The organism is Paenibacillus aceti, assembly GCF_003614185.1.
GTDB lineage: Bacteria > Bacillota > Bacilli > Paenibacillales > Paenibacillaceae > Fontibacillus > Fontibacillus aceti.
In genome coordinates this window covers 1671960-1689278 of record NZ_KZ987724.1, presented here as the reverse complement: position 1 = coordinate 1689278, position 17319 = coordinate 1671960, and the positions used below count along the sequence as shown (strand labels likewise).

The following is a 17319-nucleotide window of genomic DNA, read 5'->3' as shown; positions in this document are numbered from 1 at the left end:
GGGAGTATTTCTATGTTAACAGAGGATAAGAAAATCACGACTTCACAGACGGTAGTCATCGTCAGCAACTGCATACTAGGTTCGGGAATCCTCACTTTACCAAGGGTGCTTGCGGATAGTATGAAGACCTCCGATGGCTGGATCTCGATCATTCTGGGCGGAATCTTAATTATGCTGGCCGGGCTCTGTATCGTGAGATTATCGCAAAGATTTCCGGGGAAAACGCTCTACCAATTTTCCCGGGAGCTCATGGGGAAATGGTGTGGCAGCATATTCAGTATATTGATCGCCACATTTTACATTTTCATAGCCGCTTTTGAATTGAGAGTCATGTTCGAGGTTACGACCCTATATTTGCTTGAGGATATACCCAGATGGGCCATCATCATGTCCTTTATATGGGTCGGTTTGTATATCATCAAGGGCGGACTTGGAGCAATCGCTCGGCTATATGAGATCATACTGCCGAGCACCGTCGTTGTATTTGTGTTTTCAATGATCTTGAGCGGCAAAATATTCGAGGTGGACAATTTACTGCCTGTGTTGGGAGATGGGATCTTTCCGGTGATCAAGGGGGTAAGCTCAACGATACTCGTATTCTTAGGTCATGAGCTGATGTTCACCCTCACGGCCTCTATGCAGCATCCGGAGAAGGCTGGAAAGGCAGTAATTATCGGCATCTCGATCCCTTTATTTCTGAATCTGGTCGCTTTTGTAATGGTGATCGGGGGGATGAGTGTCCATGGGGTCATCAGTAGCACTTGGCCGACCGTGGATTTGCTGCGCAGCTTTGAAATTACGGGGCTTTTCTTTGAGAGATTCGATTTCTTTCTACTAGTGATCTGGATCATGCAAATTCTGACCACCTTTTCGATTTTGCAGTATAACTCCTCGTTGGGGTTTGCTCAAACCTTCAAGACACGGATGAGACCATTCATGTTCTGTTCCATGCCGATCATATTATTCATCGCTTTGATTCCGCGAGATGTGAATGAGCTATTTATGGTCAGTAAAATTTTTGGGGATATCGGTGTTGTAATATTCGTGATTTTGCCTCCTTTACTGCTTGTGTATGCCAAGATCTTCAAGAAAGGAGCCGTGAGGTAAAATGTATCCTATGAAGCGTCAGACTCTGATTGCTCTCTCACTCCTGCTTATGCTCAGCTTGACGGGCTGCTGGGGCAATAAGGAGATTGAGGAGCAGACGATTCTTGTAGGGCTTGGTATGGATGTTGCCCAGCGCTCTTCAGAGGAGGAGCAGCTCGCGGAAAGCGGTAGTATTTATCCCAGGAAGGAACTGGTTACACTTACCTTTCAGATCATTCCTTTTCAGAAAAGACAGGTTTCCAGCAAATCAGATAAATCGAGCAGTGACTTATATTCGAATATTCAAGAGACCGGAGATTCTATCTTCCAGATGATTCGCCAGATGGCCAACCGAAGATCCAAACCGATGATGGGGCATCATGTGAAGGTGATCGTCATTTCGGAGGAGCTGGCCCGGAAAATCGAGATTGACAAGCTGCTGAAATTCGTCCTCAGGGATAACGCGATCAGGCCGAGCTGCATTGTGTTAATGAGCAAGGGCAAGGCGAGCCAGGTTCTCGTCAGTAACAATTCCGGCGAGATTCCGTCTCTGGAGCTTGTCGGGCTGGTTGAGAATCAGGGTAAATCCAATAATATTTTGCCCTCCAAAAACCTTACCAAGCTGGATGGAATCATCAATTCCGGTTCCAGCTTCACTCTGCAGAATCTAGCTAGCTCGGTGGATGAGGTCGCTGTTGCCGGCGCATCGATTATTAAAGGGAAGACGAGAAAATTGGTCGGATCATTATCGGAATGGGAGGTTCAGGCTCTCTCCTGGATTCAAGGAAGTGTTAAAGGAGGAGTACTCAAAACCATTGATCAAGGGGGACAGACTATCACGTATGAAGTGATCTCCGAGAAGACCAAGATTAAGTCCAAGGTGGAAGGGGATAAAATATCCTTCGAGGTTAATGTGAAAACAATCGGCAGGCTTATTGAGAATTGGGATACGAGGGAGTCGTCTGAAAACGAAGAGTATATCAGGGAAGTGGAGAAACTGTTTGTACGGCAGCTGGAGGACATGATGAATGATGTCATCCGCAAAATGCGGGATACCTATCATGTGGACGTCGGTGGTTTTGGCGATCATTTTCGAATTCAGCACCCCAAAATGTGGAGAAAGTTGGAGAAGGATTGGGACAGCGCCTTCACCAGGTCTGAAGTGAAATGTAATGTAAATCTGATCATTGAAGATACGGGATCTTCAGCGAAATGATCAATATGCAAAAAAAATAAAGGTTGACTAAAATTTGAATTTGTGAATATAATATGATCAAGTTTTTGAAAAGATTGGCTATGAAGAGGAGCAGGTCATGCGGGCGCTTATGTCCAGAGAGCGGTGTAGTTGCTGAAATCACCGTCTTAATCCCGAGTACCGACTCGCCTCCGAGCTGCTGTCCTGAACCGCTGAATAGCGATAGGGAGAGCCGGCTGGCAACCGTTAACATGTGCAGATAGCGAGTGAACTCGCTCTGCTTTGAGGCTGTACATTTTTGCGATGTGCAGTGAAGCTGGGTGGTACCACGGAAGTTAATCCCTTTCGTCCCTGTAGCGCATATTTTGCGTGCGGGATGAAGGGGTTTTTTTTATTGTATATATCAAACCAATGGCTATGATAAGGACCAGATACGAGGGCTTATGTCCAGAGAGCGGTGTAGCAGCTGAAATCGCCGTCTTAATCCACGTATCAACTCACCTTGGAGCCGCATTTCCGAACGCCGTTCTCCGATTTCCGACTGTTAAGAGGAAGGTCATTAAGAGCTGCCGGGTCTGTGCCCGTTATCGCATGAAGAATCAGACCGTGAACAGGTCGTGATTCGTTAAGAGGCCGTACATGTACATGGTTTAATGGGCAGTTTCCGGGGAAATCTGGAGGTCTGTCTGGCATGGACGGCAAAACAAGGGTGGTACCGCGGAAGTAAACCTCTTTCGCCCCTGCGTTAGGTCAGTGAATGGCTTGGCGCGGAGGCGAAGGAGGTTTTTTTATTAATTTTGAAGGGATAGATGGGGAATGAGAAAAATTTACGTGTTTGATACAACGCTGCGTGACGGAGAACAATCTCCAGGAGTAAGTCTGACGACAGAGGAGAAGGTTGAGATTGCTCTGCAGCTGCAGAAGCTGGGGATCGACCGGATTGAGGCTGGCTTTGCGGCGGCATCTCCGGGGGAAATCGAGAGCATCCGCGCGGTATCGAGACAGGTCAAGCATGCGACGCTGCTCAGTCTGGCCCGCTGTCATATGAAGGATATCGATGCGGTTGTCGAAGCGCTGCGCGAAGCCGAGGACCCTTGCCTTCATCTCGTGCTGGCCACCTCGCCGATCCACCGTGAACATAAGCTGCATATGGATAAGGCGAAAATTCTCGAAACCGCGGCATCCGCGATTCGCTACGGTCGGAAATTCTTCAGCAAGGTGGAGTTCTCCGCAGAGGATGCCAGCCGTACGGAGATCGACTTTCTGTGTGAAGTGACCAAGATGGCGATCGATGCTGGCGCCAGCGTGGTCAATCTGCCGGATACTGTGGGCTTCGCGACCCCGGAGCAGTTCGGCAATATGTTCAAGACGATCAAAGCGAGTGTGCCGGGAATTGAGAAAATTCAGCTTAGCACGCATTGTCATGACGATCTGGGCATGGCTACGGCCAATACGCTAGCTGCAATTGCCAACGGTGTTGACCAGTTCGAGGGAACGATCAACGGCATCGGCGAGCGGGCGGGCAACACCTGCCTGGAGGAAGTCGCCTTGGCGCTGGAGACGAGAAGCGATTACTATGGAGCGAAGACTTCCTTGAATCTGAGTGAAATCTACCGTACTAGCCGGATGGTCAGCAAATTGACCGGAATGAGCGTGCCTGGCAATAAAGCGATTGTGGGTGCCAACGCTTTCGCTCATGAATCAGGTATTCATCAGGACGGGATGCTGAAGAATCGTAGCACCTATGAGATTATTACCCCGGAGACAATCGGCGCCAGCTCAAGCAAGCTCGTGCTTGGCAAGCATTCTGGACGCCATGCCTTCAAGGAGAAGTTGATTGATCTGGGCTATGAGCTTCATGAGGAGCAACTCAATATCGCTTTTGCCAAGTTCAAGGTACTAGCTGACCGCAAGAAGAATATTCTGTCTGAGGATATCCGGGCATTGCTGGACGAGAATCTAGCTGACGGGCCTAAGCCGTTTACGCTCGACAATATCCAGGTATCTTACGGTAATAAGACGATGCCAACGGCGGCGGTGCGGATCATGATGGAGAACGGGGATGTCGTCGAGGAGGCTGCGGTAGGAAATGGTTCCGTGGACGCTGTATATCAAGCGATCGCCAAGGCTACGGGGATTACGGCTGAGCTTGAGGACTATACGATTCATTCCGTGACCCAAGGAACGGATGCGCAAGGCGAGGTGCATGTCGTGCTGAGACAGGGCGAGGTGTCGGCCAGCGGGCGCGGGGTGAGCACCGATATCATCGAAGCCAGCGCCAAGGCTTATCTGGAAGCGATGAATCGTCTCATTAGCCGCCAGGATCGTGAGCAGCGACGCGAAGGGAATATTGTGATTTATTGATAATAACCATCATAGAATAGAATGAGTCCCTCAAATGAATAATGAAAAAAGCAGCCGATTCGCAGGTCACCCCCGCATGTCGGCTGCTTTTTATTTTCTTACAGGTCCAGTTCGGCAATCGCCTCTTTGAGCTTGTTCGCAGAAGCCTGGAATTTCTCCAGCTCCTTATCATTCAGCTCAAGATCGAGCACCTCGCGTACGCCCGTGCTGTCTACGATACAAGGCACTCCAAGATAGACATCGGATACTCCGTTGTAATCATTCAGCAGGGTGGAGACGTTCAAGACTGACGCTTCATTCTTAAGTATCGAGACGATAATGCGATCCAGTGCCAGGGCGATAGCATAAGAGGTAGCGCCCTTCGCATTAATGATCTCATATGCCGCGTTCTTGGTGCTCTCGAAGATGCGTTCGCGCTCTTCAGCCGTGAATTCAACATCGATACCGGCCACATTAGCCAGGCTCCATAACGGCAATTCGGAATCCCCATGCTCCCCGATAATATGGGCGTGGATGCTGCGCGGATTGATCTCTTTGGCTTCGCCGATCAGATAGCGGAAGCGCGCGCTGTCTAGCAGAGTCCCGGAGCCGATAACCCGGTTGGAAGGGAAGCCGCTCTTTTTCAAGGATACATAGGATAAAATATCCACTGGGTTCGTAGCGACAAGAATGATACCATGGGTATTGTATTGCACGATATTATGGATGATGCTGTCAAATATGCTGGCGTTACGCTTCAGCAGATCGAGTCTTGTCTCGCCGGGCTGCTGGGAGGCTCCAGCCGCGATGACGATAATGTCGGCCCCGGCGCAATCGCTATAATCGCCCGCCCAAATTTTCATGCCGCCGGTGAACGGCAGACCGTGATTCATATCTAGAGCTTCGCCAAGCGCTCTCTCTTTGTTCGCGTCGATCAGAACCAGCTCCGATACCCGTTCCCGAAGCAATAAGGTGTAAGCTGTTGTTGCTCCTACGGCCCCGGTACCGATAATAACTACTTTACTTGAACAGACTTGAGTTTCCATTCACTTCACTCCTTATTGATTCGAAAAGTAGTACATCACCCATATGTATGTGTACCTCGGCAGATTGTACTTCATTCATTGTACATGAAACCAGTAAATTTTGAACTAAAATGTTATAAATTAAACTACAAAATTTTAATATAAAATGTCGAACCGAAGCTTTGTCGAAAAAAAGGATTCAACGTTTGCAATGGTATATTTATGCCAATAAACGACGTTTTTTATTCAGGGATTTTAATAAAGGGAAGAGATCTATGCTCAGCCAGGCGCATTACCAAATGTAATAGATTGTAACCATTCTGTAAGGAAGGCGCAGTCTAAATATATTATTCTATTAATGTAATTATTAAATACGATAGAAACAGCGGTGATATGAATGTCTAATCTTAGAAACACAGAAGATCCAGAGTTTTGGAGATCGAGAAGCTCGAGAAAGAAGAAAAAACGTCGAATTAAGCCCCTTGTATCTATCGCGGTTCTTTTGGCGTCGGTTGCCATTATTTTATCAGTGGTAGCAGCTCAGAACTTTTGGAAGGATGATACGGGCTCTACAGCCACGGTAGTTTCTCCCCAATTAGTAAGTCCGAAGGACAATTCCTCATCTTCAGGAACTGAGGTTGTTCATGAAGGTGATAATAATAGCGGCGATCCCTCTGATCAGAAGGCAAATTCAGACGAGCCCTCCAACGTCCCGGATTCAGGAGAGCAAGACAAATCAGCAGGTCAAGATAAAGAAGCTGTAGATCAGAAGGATTCTGGCAAGGAAGCTCCTGAGTCAAATGCGGCAGACAAAGATAAAGGTCAATCGCCAGAGGGCAAGAACAATAATGCTGGTCAGAAGCCGGTTAAGAAGACGGATCAGAACAAGGACCAGAAGGTGGTCTATCTGACCTTCGATGACGGCCCAGGCAAATTTACATCCGAGATTGTCAAAATACTTAATGAAAATGAGATTCACGCTACATTCTTCATGGTCGGCAGCAATTTGGCGGGAAATGAGGAGGCTGTGAAGAAGGCGGCCGATGCTGGTAACTATATCGGTATGCATAGTATGAGTCATGACAAGAAGAAATTATACGATAAAAGCAAGGGAAGCAAGCCGTTCATCAAGGAGTTTCAGAAGGAACAGGGTCTGATTGAAGATATTATCGGAACATCGCCATGGCTGATCCGTGCTCCTTATGGGAGCGCGCCGATGATCGATAAGAAGTTCCGTGATGATATTGTGAAGTCTGGCTTCAAACTATGGGACTGGACGGTCGACTCCAAGGACTGGAGCTATTCGAAGAGTCCGAACAAGATATTGCAGGAAGTCAAGAAGCAGGTACATCGTGATACTGAAGTCATCTTAATGCATGAAAGATCGCAGACGGTCAAGATTTTGCCGGAGGTTATCGATTACTTGAGAGACAAAGGCTATACCTTCGCCGTTTACAAGCCTGATCAGCACTTCTCAGTGAACTTCGCCAAGGATAAGAGATTATAAATCTATGTGAGCCCTATGCTATAATTTTGATAGAATCGTAGCGATTTAAGAGGATAGAGCAGCTTTATAGCAGGGCTGGACGAGCATTTGAAAGTGAGGTTTTATTTCTTGAGAAGGTGGTATAAGTTAATCGTTATTATGACGGTGGCTGGCATGTTGCTGACGGCCTGTGCCTCCGATCCGCCTACGGCCGATAATAAGGCTCAGTTGGAGGAGGGGTCCGAAGAAGGACAAACCTTGACTGTCATTAACCCGGACGCGGCGGGGAATAAGCCGGATGCGGATTCGACCGTGAATGATACGAAGAAATATCAGATTCAGACGAGATTGACGGATTTTCAGCTGCTGGGGGATTCCACCGGGCTTGCCTGGGGGACGACCCGCAGTGAACTCCGCTTGTATATCACTCATGATAGCGGTAAGACCTGGACGAATATTTCTCCGGCCACATCGGTATTATTTTCGAGTAATCCTCAATATGGCAAGGATATATATTTCACCAGCCCCACCCATGGCTGGATTATCCGTAATTTCACAGACACTGGAGAAGCGATTGTGCTTCGGACGGTAGATGGGGGAATTACCTGGAAGATGGCCTCTTTGCCTAAGGCGAACGAGGTTGCTTCCGTATTTTTTATCAATGAGGAACGGGGTTGGATTCTTACGGTTGACAGCAGTCAGAGCGGCGATGTGACGAAAACGCTTCATCTGACGAATAATGGTGGGGCGAGCTGGATTAAAGTGATGAGCAATCCGTTATTCCCGACCAGTCCTTCTGCGGCTACAACCGCGCCGATTCAGACAAGCTCCATCTCTATGGTCTTCACCAGCGAGAAAGTCGGCTATATTAGCGCTATAGAATTTGGACAGCCGGAATTTTATGTGACGAGAAACGGCGGGGTGTCCTGGAATAAGAGCGATCAGTTCTTTGATATGAGCAAATTCAAGAATTGCCGCGCTTTTCTGGCGGGGACGCCAACCTTCTTCTCAAGCAATCCGGCCACAGGCTGGATTCCCATCGGCTGCGTTCGTGATAAAGAGGCGAAATATAATGGATATTTCACCTCTGACGGAGGGAAAACCTGGTCCTTCACTCCTTTTGATATCGACTGGATGACCGAGACCAATAAGGGCGCGGCTCCGTTCTTCCTCAATAGTCAGGAAGGGTGGAATATTAGCGAGGGGACCGTATATCACACTGTGAATCAAGGGAAGACGTGGAGTCCTCTGCCGCCAAGCTCGAAGCTAAGGGATGTTATGACGAAGCTGGAATATAGTCAAGTTGTAAAACTGCAATTTTTCTCAGCCAAAGTGGGCTGGCTGCTCGTGGCCAAGGGAGATGGCAAACGCTCTCTGCTCATGCAGACAGTGGATGGTGGTGAGAGCTGGCGCGTGCTATAAGAGTCGTGTTCTGTGTGCCGTGTCGCACGTTGTGGAAATTAGCTCTAACGAAACTCCATATCGCTATTTCCTCGAAATCAGCACCCATTCTAATCTAACGAAACACCATATCGTTATTCGAGTAAAAAACCGTCGTTTCCCCCCTGATTTGCCCAAATAACGATACCCAGTTTCGTCAGATTTTGAAATGGCTCGTTTTGAGGCTAATAGCGATACCCTGTTTCGGTACAATATAGGGCAACCGCTGGTTCGTGTTCTCTAAGTTATTAATTTATCAGGCCGCCTAACATTCGCGGTATTTGCAAGCTTTATCGGTCACTTCTACTCAGTTTCTCTTTAGTATGTTTGTTATACAAAAATAATTATTGTGATACTTCTCATATTGTGAAAATAATCACATGTTACCCTGAGACTTTGTGATATATTTAACTTGAAAGAAGATAAGACATAACAAGAGAGAATCCAACCAAAAAATAAACTTAGGAGTGAGTAGTCATGAAAACAATGAATCAAGAGCAAACAACCCGTAATTATTTGCAATTCTGCTATACTTGTGAAGACGCTCATCTGTGTACTACTGAGGAAGCATGTCAAGCTTGCTGGGCTGAGAAAGGAATGTTACACGAAGAACATGACGGAGCTGAGGAAACTCGTCAATTGCTGCAACTATACTACGCATAATCCCATTGTCGTCACCTCGACATTATAAGCCTTCGATTCCATTCACGGGATCGAGGGCTTTTGCTGTTAAATAAGGATAAGCCCCGGAATCAAAACCCGAATTTTTGAGCGGTCCCTGCAATAAGGCTCAAAATTCCGGTTTTCAGCACCGAGAAGGTTGGATGAAGTCGGGCGTGAGGAACGCAGCGTACGTGGTGGGTACGTGAGTACCGGAAGGCCCGAGTGAATTCAAGATTCGATGTCGAATTACTTCTTGATGTACTTCGTGATCAAAAGTGGAATTTTTGAGCGGTCCCTGCAATTGCAGATATCAAGTTTTGAGTTAGCGGGCATATACATAGAAGGACAACAAAGGGCGTGAACAAATGTACCGCTCGACTAGATAGGGAGGGAGAAGAATGGAATCATGGTCCGAAATGCTAGGAGTAATGAATACCGCTTTTCCGATCTTCCTCGTCGTCATCTTAGGGGTGATGCTTCTAACCTCGGCGAGTGGCCTTAGACGTTATTTTGCCAATAACCGACAGCCTGTCCTGAACGTTACATCAATCATCGTAAGCAAGCGTACCGAGGTATCCCACAGACATGATACAGAGCAGTCCGTCAATCGCTCGGATACGAAGTATTTCATCACTTTTGAGGTGGAGAGCGGAGATCGGCTCGAATTTGCAGTAAGCGGACAGGAGTATGGCAGATGCTCTGAAGGAGATGAAGGGAAGCTGACGTTTCAGGGAAGCCGGTATTATGGCTTTGAACGCTCGAGTAGAATGTATCGTGGGCTGCATGAATACTGAATTTCTAAATTAATGCAAGAGCTAAGAGCTGTCCTTTTCGGACAGCTCTTTTTTTTTTCGTGAATGATTGTATTCGTAAATGATTAATGTATATTAGTGCGTCAGTGTTCCGGTCCGGGATAAGAGCAGCTTGGCTACAGCCCTGCCGCTAGAGAAGGATCGTTCAGCGAGCTCTCCCTTGCCTTCGCAGCCGTCACCACAGAAGTAGAGCGGCACATCCGGCAATTGATGGGGAAGCAGCCGGTTAGTCACGATATTCTTAACGCTGGATACCATGGCCTTCTTCGACATGCGCTTGACCTCGGTAACTTCCCGCCAGCCTGGATAGTAGGTGTCGAACAGCTTCTCCATCTGCTGTACCTTGCTCTCCAGGTATTGCTTCTTCTCGTCATCGCTCAATGCATCATCATTCAGATAAGCGATGCCCTGCAGAAGCTGTCCTCCGGATGGCGCCACAGTATGATCGGTCGCCGATACATCACTGATGAACAGCTTGTTATCCATATCGCTAATGTAGTGGAACGGACGTGATACGATCTTCGAGAGGCCGATATCGTATACGAGCACTTCATTCGCCGTATTGTTCTTGTACGGCTCAATCGCTTGATTCCATGGTGTAGTCTCCAGCAGCTTGGTTACCTGCTGAACAGGCATCGCCAGGACAACTTGATCGAATTCCAGATCTTCCCGGGTTTTGGTCTTCAGAATGTACTTGCCGTTCTCCTTACGGATGGATTCGACAGGCTCCTTGAGGGCGATGCTCCATTTCTCATTTGCTTCAACTTTGCTGCGCAACTGGTTGGTAATCGTTGACCAACTGCCAAGAATGTAGCTGACCGGCCGGCCGGACAGGAATAAATTGTGGTAATAGCTTGCAATGGCTTCACCGGATACTTGGCGCGCATCCTCCGGGCTGATGAAGAAGTTGGAGCAGACCAGATGCTCCCATAATTCCTTGACATCCTGGGAAGCCTGGGAATGCTCCAGATATTCCCCCAAGGTCCGATGCTTCTTCAATTGATGGAGGTGACCGATAATGGCGGCGATTTCGGTTATAAATCTGACTTTCTCCATACCGGTAAGAACTTCGGTCTTCACAATATTAACAAAATCGAGAGGAGCCGGCGTTAAGCTCTCGCGCTTGGCATACACTACTTTGCGTTTATCGACCTGCCTGCTCTGAAACTGAAGGCCCAGTTCATTCTCCATATTCTGCAGCGTGTGTCTGTCGATCCCATATACTGCATGCGCTCCATAATTCAATGTGAAACCCGATTTCTCATAAGTGAACGCTCTTCCGCCAATTTGCGGGCTGCGCTCGAACACCGTACCTTCGGTGTCTGGACTGTTGGAAAGGTAAGCGGCGGCAGTTAAGCCGGCAAGTCCACCGCCAATGATCGCGATTTTCATTTACGAACCTCCTAAAAGGTTTTATGGAAGGAGCTCTGGGTGAGTACGCTTACGAAGTATGTATTATCCATATTCATTTACAGTATATGCTATTCATGTAAGCGCGTCCATAGAAATAGTCACTAAATATTCGAAATTGGAATCGCATTCAGTCATAAGCGTGTCTCGATCCCCTTGACATGATTAAATTATAGAGTTCCGATGCACCAATATAGGCGATCGCACATACGATATAGCGTTGAGAAGTAAGGAAAGGGGAACGGTACGTGGCAGTTATTAAAGCGAACTCCAATGATGTTAAGCTGCTGGCGAGACTGATTCGCGCCGAGGCCGAAGGGGAAGGCGAGCAGGGAATGCTCATGGTTGGAAATGTAGGCGTGAACCGGATTCTCGGCAATTGTCTCGATTTCAGGAATATCCGCAGCATGGATGATATGGTATTCCAGTCACCGGGTGGTTTTGAAGCCACGCAAAAAGGTTATTTCTATCAAGCTGCCCGTGATCGCGATATCCGTCTAGCCCAACGTGTCATTAATGGCGAGAAGATCTGGCCAGCCAGCAATGCGCTGTGGTTCTTCAGACCGGCCGGGGATTGCCCGGGCACTTGGTATGATCAGCAGAATACGGGAAGATTTAAGGCACATTGCTTCTTTGCACCTTCTGGTGAAGATTGCCCGAATGTATTCTGATCAAGTCGGAAGAAATAAGTTTTAATTTTAAGGAGGAAAAAGATCCATGTTTACACCCTACCGCCCAGTAAGCTATAAGATTGGAAATACTGCTCCTGGCAATTATCCAGGGGTAGGCACCTACGGCATGCCATCAGGACAGATGCCTACAGGTCAAATGCCAATGGGCCAGATGCCATCCGGTCAATCGAATGCTCCGCAAATGTATAACCCGCAGACCCAAACTTCCGGGATGCCACCGCAAGTACCTTCGGGCAGTCCCATGACCTCCACAGGTACGGTCGTGCCTACGCAGACACCGGCTTTTGAGCAATCTTTTATCGAGAATATTCTGCGTATGAATCTGGGAAAAGTCGGAACTTTCTATATGACCTACGAGAACAATTCGGAATGGAATGCCAAAATCTTCAAGGGTGTGCTGGAAGCGGCCGGGCGCGATCATATCATTATCAGTGATCCCAACACGGGAGTGAGAACAGTTCTGCTGATGGTTAACCTCGATTATGCTACATTTGATGAGCCTCTGAATTATCAATATCCATATGCTACTGGCAGCGTACCTCCGACAAGAGGTTGTCGCTAAGAACGATCCGCTGGAAAGAGAAGCCTCCTGTATGATAAGGGGGCTCTTTCCTGTTATGTAGAGAGGTAGAAAATTTTCATAAAAAACGCCTTAACTCCAGTCATACACTATGGTTTGACTGTGTAGTGTATAATAATATAATTATAGATATAGTTCAAAAAGTTGGCTTTTGATAAGAAAACCGACTTCAAAAGGAGATGAGTTCGTTGGGGAGTTGACGATATATAACCGTAATAAACAACAATATTATTTTATACCGCGAAGGAGGTGCACCTATTCTCCGTAAGTAAGCGGGAATAGGATCCGTATTGACTGACCCTTTACCAAGTCTTTTTTCATTAGGACTAATGCTGTTATTGGTCTTGCTAAATGGTTTTTTCGTATCGGCTGAGTTCGCCATCGTAAAGATCAGGAGCGGCCGGATTGATGCTTTGGTCGAAGAAGGACGTAAGAGTGCTGTCACTGCTAAGCATTTATTGAATCATCTGGAAGGCTATTTATCAGCCTGCCAGCTCGGAATTACGCTATGTTCATTAGGGTTAGGCTTCCTTGGTGAGCCCGTCGTGGCTCGAATGCTAGCTCCATTGTTCGCATGGGCAGGTATGGGCGAGAGCGCTGTGCATGTGACTTCACTGATTCTGGCATTTGTGTGTATCGCCATGCTTCATGTGGTGCTTGGGGAGCTTGCCCCTAAGACGATCGCTGTACGCAAAGCCGAATCCGTAACCCTATTATTAGCTCCGCCAATGAAGGTATTCTATAGAATCATGTACCCGGCAGTATGGGTGCTGAATCGCATGTCTTCAGGCTTATTGAGATTATTCGGAATTACGCCGGTCTCTGGGCTGGAATCATTGCATACGGAGGAAGAGATCCGTGTCATGATGAAGGAGAGCAGTGAGAGTGGCCTGATCGATAGTACTGAGATGTCTCTGGTTGATAATATATTCGAATTTGCAGATACAACAGCAAGAGAAGTGATGATACCGCGTACGGAAATGATCTGTCTATATACGCAGAATACGATGGATGAGAATCTGGAGATTGCTCTGGATGGCAAACGTACCCGGTACCCGGTATGTAATCAAGATAAAGACCATATTATAGGCTTTATTCATATCAAGGATTTGATCCGTTCCGAGTCGGATGACTATCATCCTCTGATCCGTCCCATTATAGCGGTTCCTGAGTCCATGCCGATCAGTAATCTGATGAAGCAGATGCAGCGAAGCAAATGCCAGATTGCGATTCTGATCGATGAATATGGCGGAACGTCCGGTCTGGTCACGCTGGAGGATATCATCGAGGAGATTATCGGGGAAATACAGGATGAATTTGACGAAGAGCGCCCGGGCATCGAGCAAATCGAAGAGAATGTATACTCGATCGACGGTTTGATGCTGATCGAATCGATCAATGATCGCTTCGGACTGGAATTGGATTCGGATGATTATGACACGATTGGCGGCTGGCTCTATTCTAGAATTGAGGTGCTACCTCCCCAGGTAGGCCAAACTGTAGAGTATGACGGCTGTTTGTACATCATAGAGGAAACAGACAACAAGAGAATTTCGCGCGTCAAATTTCTGCAGCAGGAATTTATTCCGCTAGAGGAAGCTGGCGCTTAAACTATAGATAAAAGAAGGGCACGGTGAGCATTTCATCGTGTCCTTCTTTTACAACAGATGCATATTTAAATTGAGCGAGGAAGTGGAGATAGGTGGCGTACCAGTTAGACATACAATATAGCCGCAAATTCGAATTTATGAGCAGCTTACATAGCTATATCTGCCGTAAATCCCATAAGAAAATCGATCTGACACAGAACTGGGCGCGGGATGTTAGGCAGCAAATTACGCCTGAGCTGGGCGCGATGCTTGATGAGCTGGAGGTAAATGGAGATTGGAAGTTCACCTATCTGCTCATCCTGTTGTCCACGGGAAAAGAGGAAATCAGTGAGGTGATCGACTGGCTGCAAACGCTCTCGGCGGGAGACCTGTATGAATTATTCGCTCCTTACGGCAATCAATTTCCGGCTAATATGGGGGAATTTCAGCAGCGGATGATTGCGGTATTCAGCGAATGGAACCGGCAATATTTCGAGAAATCTGTTCCGGCGATCCATCATTTACTACTGGAGCATTATCAGGAAAGACAGGCCGCTATGGCCCGGATGGATCAGGAAGCCTTCATTGACGAGACGACGAATGGCCTGGTGTTCGAGCCCGTTCCCGGGGTGGACAAGCTGCTGCTGGTTCCGCAGTATCATTTTCAACCGATGAATGTCATTATTCAGTATGGAAATGTAATCTTCTGTCACTATTCCTCCCGGACGGACTGCCAACAGGAGAATTTCATGCCTGCGCATGATTTTCGCATGATCCGTGCGATATCCGAGAAGAGCCGACTTAGGATACTCCGTTATTTACATCAGGGACCGCGTACCTTTATTGAAATTGTACGAGAGATGAAGCTGTCCAAAGGGATTACCCACGATCATATTTCGAAGCTGCGAAGTGCCGGGCTGATCTATGTTCATATTCAGGGCGAGACGGCTTCCGAGTACAGCCTACGACGCAAAGCGCTGCATGAATTTCAGAGCAAATTAATCGATTATATTGAAAAATAGATCGCAAAGCCTTTTCCTCGTGTTTTTGGAGGGAAGGGCTTTTTTTAGTTTCGCTATATTGAGAAATATTTTTCAGTTCTCTCTTTACAGAACCGATAGACATACTTATAATAAGCACTAACGGATTTTAAAACATACTGAGTCTGTCGGAATAATAGGGTTATGTACATAGGATGAACTACTCAGATGTTGAAGTCAAATTTATATTTACAGAGGGGCAGGAGAGGTTCATGAGAAAGAGTGCAATTCTATTGACTACGTTAATACTAGCGGGTTCATTGTTACTATCGGCTTGCTCTAGTGGCGGTGGGAATAATACCGCAGCAGGTTCCGAATCAAGCAATGTAGCGGCCAATACCAGCGCGGAGAACAGTGCAGTCACCGATGACCAGCCAATTGCGGCCAGTGATATGTCGAAATTACCGGCATTGGCGCAGAAACGCACGGATACGATCATCGTCGGGTTGAAGAACCCGAGCGGTGCATTTACGCCTTATTTTCACCAAAGCGGTTATGATGGCAACGTATCGTCGTTGTTGTACTCCAGACTGGTCACCCAGGATGAGCAAGGCTTACCGGTTCCAGAGCTTGCCGAGAGCTGGGACGTATCCGATGATCAACTCACATATACCTTCCATCTACGCAAAGATTTGAAATTCAGCGATGGCTCGCCGATGACGGCGGAGGATGTGGCCTTTACCTGGACGCTGCTGTACGACAAAGCCTATGACGGCGATTCGATCATTACGGCGATTGGCATCAAGGGCGGACAAGATTATAAAGAAGGCAAAGCCACTTCGATCGAAGGCATCCAGGTTAGCGATCCGCTGACCGTATCAGTAACCCTGGAGAAGCCGATCGCAACGGCACCGATCACACTTGGCGGCGAGGTTCTGTCCAAGGCTTATTACGGCAAGGATTATAAATTCGGTGATCTCGAATACATTAGGAAGCTGCACGAGAACCCGGTCGGCAATGGCCCTTACAAGCTGGAGAAGTTCATCCCAGGTCAGGAGGTTCGCTTCGTAGCCAATGAATATTTCTATCTGGGCAAGCCAAAGACTGAGCATTTCATCTATAAAACCTCCGAGGGAGATACTTGGCAGTATCTGGAGACTGGCGAAGTGGACTATGGTTCCTTCACGGCAACTGAGGACAATCTGAAGAAGCTGAAGAATATGGGTTACTTGAATATCGTTCCTTACACACCAAGCGTATACGGATATCTCGGAGTTAATCTGCAGCATGAGACCTATGCGGATAAGAAAGTGCGTCAAGCGATTACCTATGGGTTGGATCGGCAAAGCATCTATGTTGAGGCCAACCAAGGAGCGGGACAGGTCGCTAATATTCCAACGGCGCCGATCTCCTGGTCTTATACGGAGGAAGGAATCAACCCTTATGAGTATGATCCGGAAAAAGCGAAGCAATTGCTGGAAGAAGCAGGCTGGACCGTCGGCTCAGATGGAATCCGCGAGAAGGATGGCAAGAAGCTGACCTTGCATTTCCTGGGCAGCAAGAGTCCGTCTACGGATATCTTCATCGCACTGGCTACTGAGGGCTTCAAGGAAATCGGTGTGGACTTCCAGCCGGAGGTATTTGCCGACTTCAACGCGCTGGTGGATAAGTACGAAAGTGGCGACTATGATCTCGTCTCCTTCTCAACGCCAATTCTGAGCGATCCATCCGATGGCGTGCAGCAGTTCATCAACGGCGAAGTGAAGGGCTACGACAATCCGAAGGTGAAGGAATTGTATTTTGATGCCCTGTCCACTAGCGATACAGAGCAGCGCAAGAAGTATTATGCGGAAATGTACAAAATTTTGAACGATGAGCTGCCGATTATTTTTACAAGCTACAGAAAGAGCTATTATGCTTACAACGGCCGTCTGGACGGCGTGGTGAACAATCCGTTCGCTGGCTTCCAGGATGTGAATAATTGGTCTCTGAAATAAATTATTAACCGCCATCCCCTG

The 17319-nt window shown here is 47.5% G+C and carries 14 protein-coding genes; 12 read left to right on the top strand and 2 right to left on the bottom strand.

What is annotated here, in order from left to right:
• Positions 1-12: 12 nt before the first annotated feature.
• From BFJ94_RS07380 to BFJ94_RS07370, 3 genes are all read left to right on the top strand, one after another.
• Positions 13-1107, top strand: a complete 1095-nt coding sequence (locus tag BFJ94_RS07380; RefSeq protein WP_120462075.1) for a GerAB/ArcD/ProY family transporter — start codon at positions 13-15, stop codon at positions 1105-1107.
• A 1-nt stretch (position 1108) separates the two neighbouring features.
• Positions 1109-2302, top strand: coding sequence for a Ger(x)C family spore germination protein (locus tag BFJ94_RS07375; protein WP_120462074.1), 1194 nt, complete (start codon positions 1109-1111; stop codon positions 2300-2302).
• A gap of 795 nt (positions 2303-3097) precedes the next feature.
• The gene (locus BFJ94_RS07370; protein ID WP_120462073.1) at positions 3098-4645 is read left to right on the top strand and encodes a 2-isopropylmalate synthase; all 1548 of its coding nucleotides are present in this window, start codon (positions 3098-3100) and stop codon (positions 4643-4645) included.
• A gap of 98 nt (positions 4646-4743) precedes the next feature.
• Here the strand turns inward: BFJ94_RS07370 and BFJ94_RS07365 are convergent, their stop codons facing one another.
• Positions 4744-5670 carry an L-lactate dehydrogenase gene (locus BFJ94_RS07365; protein WP_120462072.1) on the bottom strand — a complete coding sequence of 309 codons (927 nt, stop codon included), beginning with the start codon at positions 5668-5670 and terminating at the stop codon, positions 4744-4746.
• A gap of 376 nt (positions 5671-6046) precedes the next feature.
• On the opposite strand from BFJ94_RS07365, the gene BFJ94_RS07360 reads away from it, so the two are divergent.
• The 4 genes from BFJ94_RS07360 (at position 6047) to BFJ94_RS07345 (ending at position 10032) form a co-directional block, all read left to right on the top strand.
• Positions 6047-7156, top strand: coding sequence for a polysaccharide deacetylase family protein (locus BFJ94_RS07360; protein WP_120462071.1), 1110 nt, complete (start codon positions 6047-6049; stop codon positions 7154-7156).
• 108 nt (positions 7157-7264) lie between these two features.
• On the top strand, positions 7265-8557 hold the full coding sequence (locus BFJ94_RS07355) for a WD40/YVTN/BNR-like repeat-containing protein (RefSeq protein ID WP_229716908.1): 1293 nt from the start codon (positions 7265-7267) through the stop codon (positions 8555-8557).
• Positions 8558-9052: 495 nt separating this feature from the next.
• On the top strand, positions 9053-9238 hold the full coding sequence (locus BFJ94_RS07350) for a hypothetical protein (protein ID WP_120462069.1): 186 nt from the start codon (positions 9053-9055) through the stop codon (positions 9236-9238).
• 398 nt (positions 9239-9636) lie between these two features.
• A complete protein-coding gene (locus tag BFJ94_RS07345) occupies positions 9637-10032 on the top strand; it encodes a DUF2500 domain-containing protein (protein WP_120462068.1) in 396 nt (131 codons plus the stop codon).
• Positions 10033-10125: 93 nt separating this feature from the next.
• Here BFJ94_RS07345 and BFJ94_RS07340 read toward each other — a convergent pair whose 3' ends face one another.
• A complete protein-coding gene (locus BFJ94_RS07340; protein ID WP_120462067.1) occupies positions 10126-11442 on the bottom strand; it encodes a protoporphyrinogen/coproporphyrinogen oxidase in 1317 nt (438 codons plus the stop codon).
• A gap of 266 nt (positions 11443-11708) precedes the next feature.
• Between BFJ94_RS07340 and BFJ94_RS07335 the strand changes: the two genes are divergently transcribed.
• From BFJ94_RS07335 to BFJ94_RS07315, 5 genes are all read left to right on the top strand, one after another.
• Positions 11709-12131 (top strand): cell wall hydrolase, encoded by a 423-nt coding sequence (locus BFJ94_RS07335; protein ID WP_120462066.1) that lies wholly within the window; start codon positions 11709-11711, stop codon positions 12129-12131.
• Between the two features lie 46 nt (positions 12132-12177).
• A complete protein-coding gene (gene gerQ / locus BFJ94_RS07330) occupies positions 12178-12714 on the top strand; it encodes a spore coat protein GerQ (RefSeq protein WP_120462065.1) in 537 nt (178 codons plus the stop codon).
• Between the two features lie 347 nt (positions 12715-13061).
• Positions 13062-14342: a hemolysin family protein gene (locus BFJ94_RS07325; protein ID WP_188831405.1), complete on the top strand. Its 1281-nt coding sequence runs from the start codon at positions 13062-13064 to the stop codon at positions 14340-14342.
• Positions 14343-14434: 92 nt separating this feature from the next.
• Complete coding sequence (locus tag BFJ94_RS07320; protein WP_229716910.1) at positions 14435-15343, top strand: ArsR/SmtB family transcription factor; 909 nt, start codon at positions 14435-14437, stop codon at positions 15341-15343.
• Between the two features lie 230 nt (positions 15344-15573).
• On the top strand, positions 15574-17298 hold the full coding sequence (locus BFJ94_RS07315) for an ABC transporter substrate-binding protein (RefSeq protein ID WP_120462063.1): 1725 nt from the start codon (positions 15574-15576) through the stop codon (positions 17296-17298).
• The last annotated feature ends 21 nt before the right edge of the window (positions 17299-17319 follow it).

Excerpts from the sequence above, each read along its gene's own strand:
- BFJ94_RS07365 (WP_120462072.1), bottom strand. The coding sequence starts at position 5,670 with ATGGAAACTCAAGTCTGTTCAAGTAAAGTAGTTATTATCGGTACCGGG.
- BFJ94_RS07375 (WP_120462074.1), top strand. The coding sequence starts at position 1,109 with ATGTATCCTATGAAGCGTCAGACTCTGATTGCTCTCTCACTCCTGCTT.
- BFJ94_RS07315 (WP_120462063.1), top strand. The coding sequence starts at position 15,574 with ATGAGAAAGAGTGCAATTCTATTGACTACGTTAATACTAGCGGGTTCA.
- BFJ94_RS07360 (WP_120462071.1), top strand. The coding sequence starts at position 6,047 with ATGTCTAATCTTAGAAACACAGAAGATCCAGAGTTTTGGAGATCGAGA.
- BFJ94_RS07325 (WP_188831405.1), top strand. The coding sequence starts at position 13,062 with ATGCTGTTATTGGTCTTGCTAAATGGTTTTTTCGTATCGGCTGAGTTC.
- BFJ94_RS07380 (WP_120462075.1), top strand. The coding sequence starts at position 13 with ATGTTAACAGAGGATAAGAAAATCACGACTTCACAGACGGTAGTCATC.
- BFJ94_RS07340 (WP_120462067.1), bottom strand. The coding sequence starts at position 11,442 with ATGAAAATCGCGATCATTGGCGGTGGACTTGCCGGCTTAACTGCCGCC.
- BFJ94_RS07350 (WP_120462069.1), top strand. The coding sequence starts at position 9,053 with ATGAAAACAATGAATCAAGAGCAAACAACCCGTAATTATTTGCAATTC.
- BFJ94_RS07345 (WP_120462068.1), top strand. The coding sequence starts at position 9,637 with ATGGAATCATGGTCCGAAATGCTAGGAGTAATGAATACCGCTTTTCCG.
- gerQ (WP_120462065.1), top strand. The coding sequence starts at position 12,178 with ATGTTTACACCCTACCGCCCAGTAAGCTATAAGATTGGAAATACTGCT.
- BFJ94_RS07370 (WP_120462073.1), top strand. The coding sequence starts at position 3,098 with ATGAGAAAAATTTACGTGTTTGATACAACGCTGCGTGACGGAGAACAA.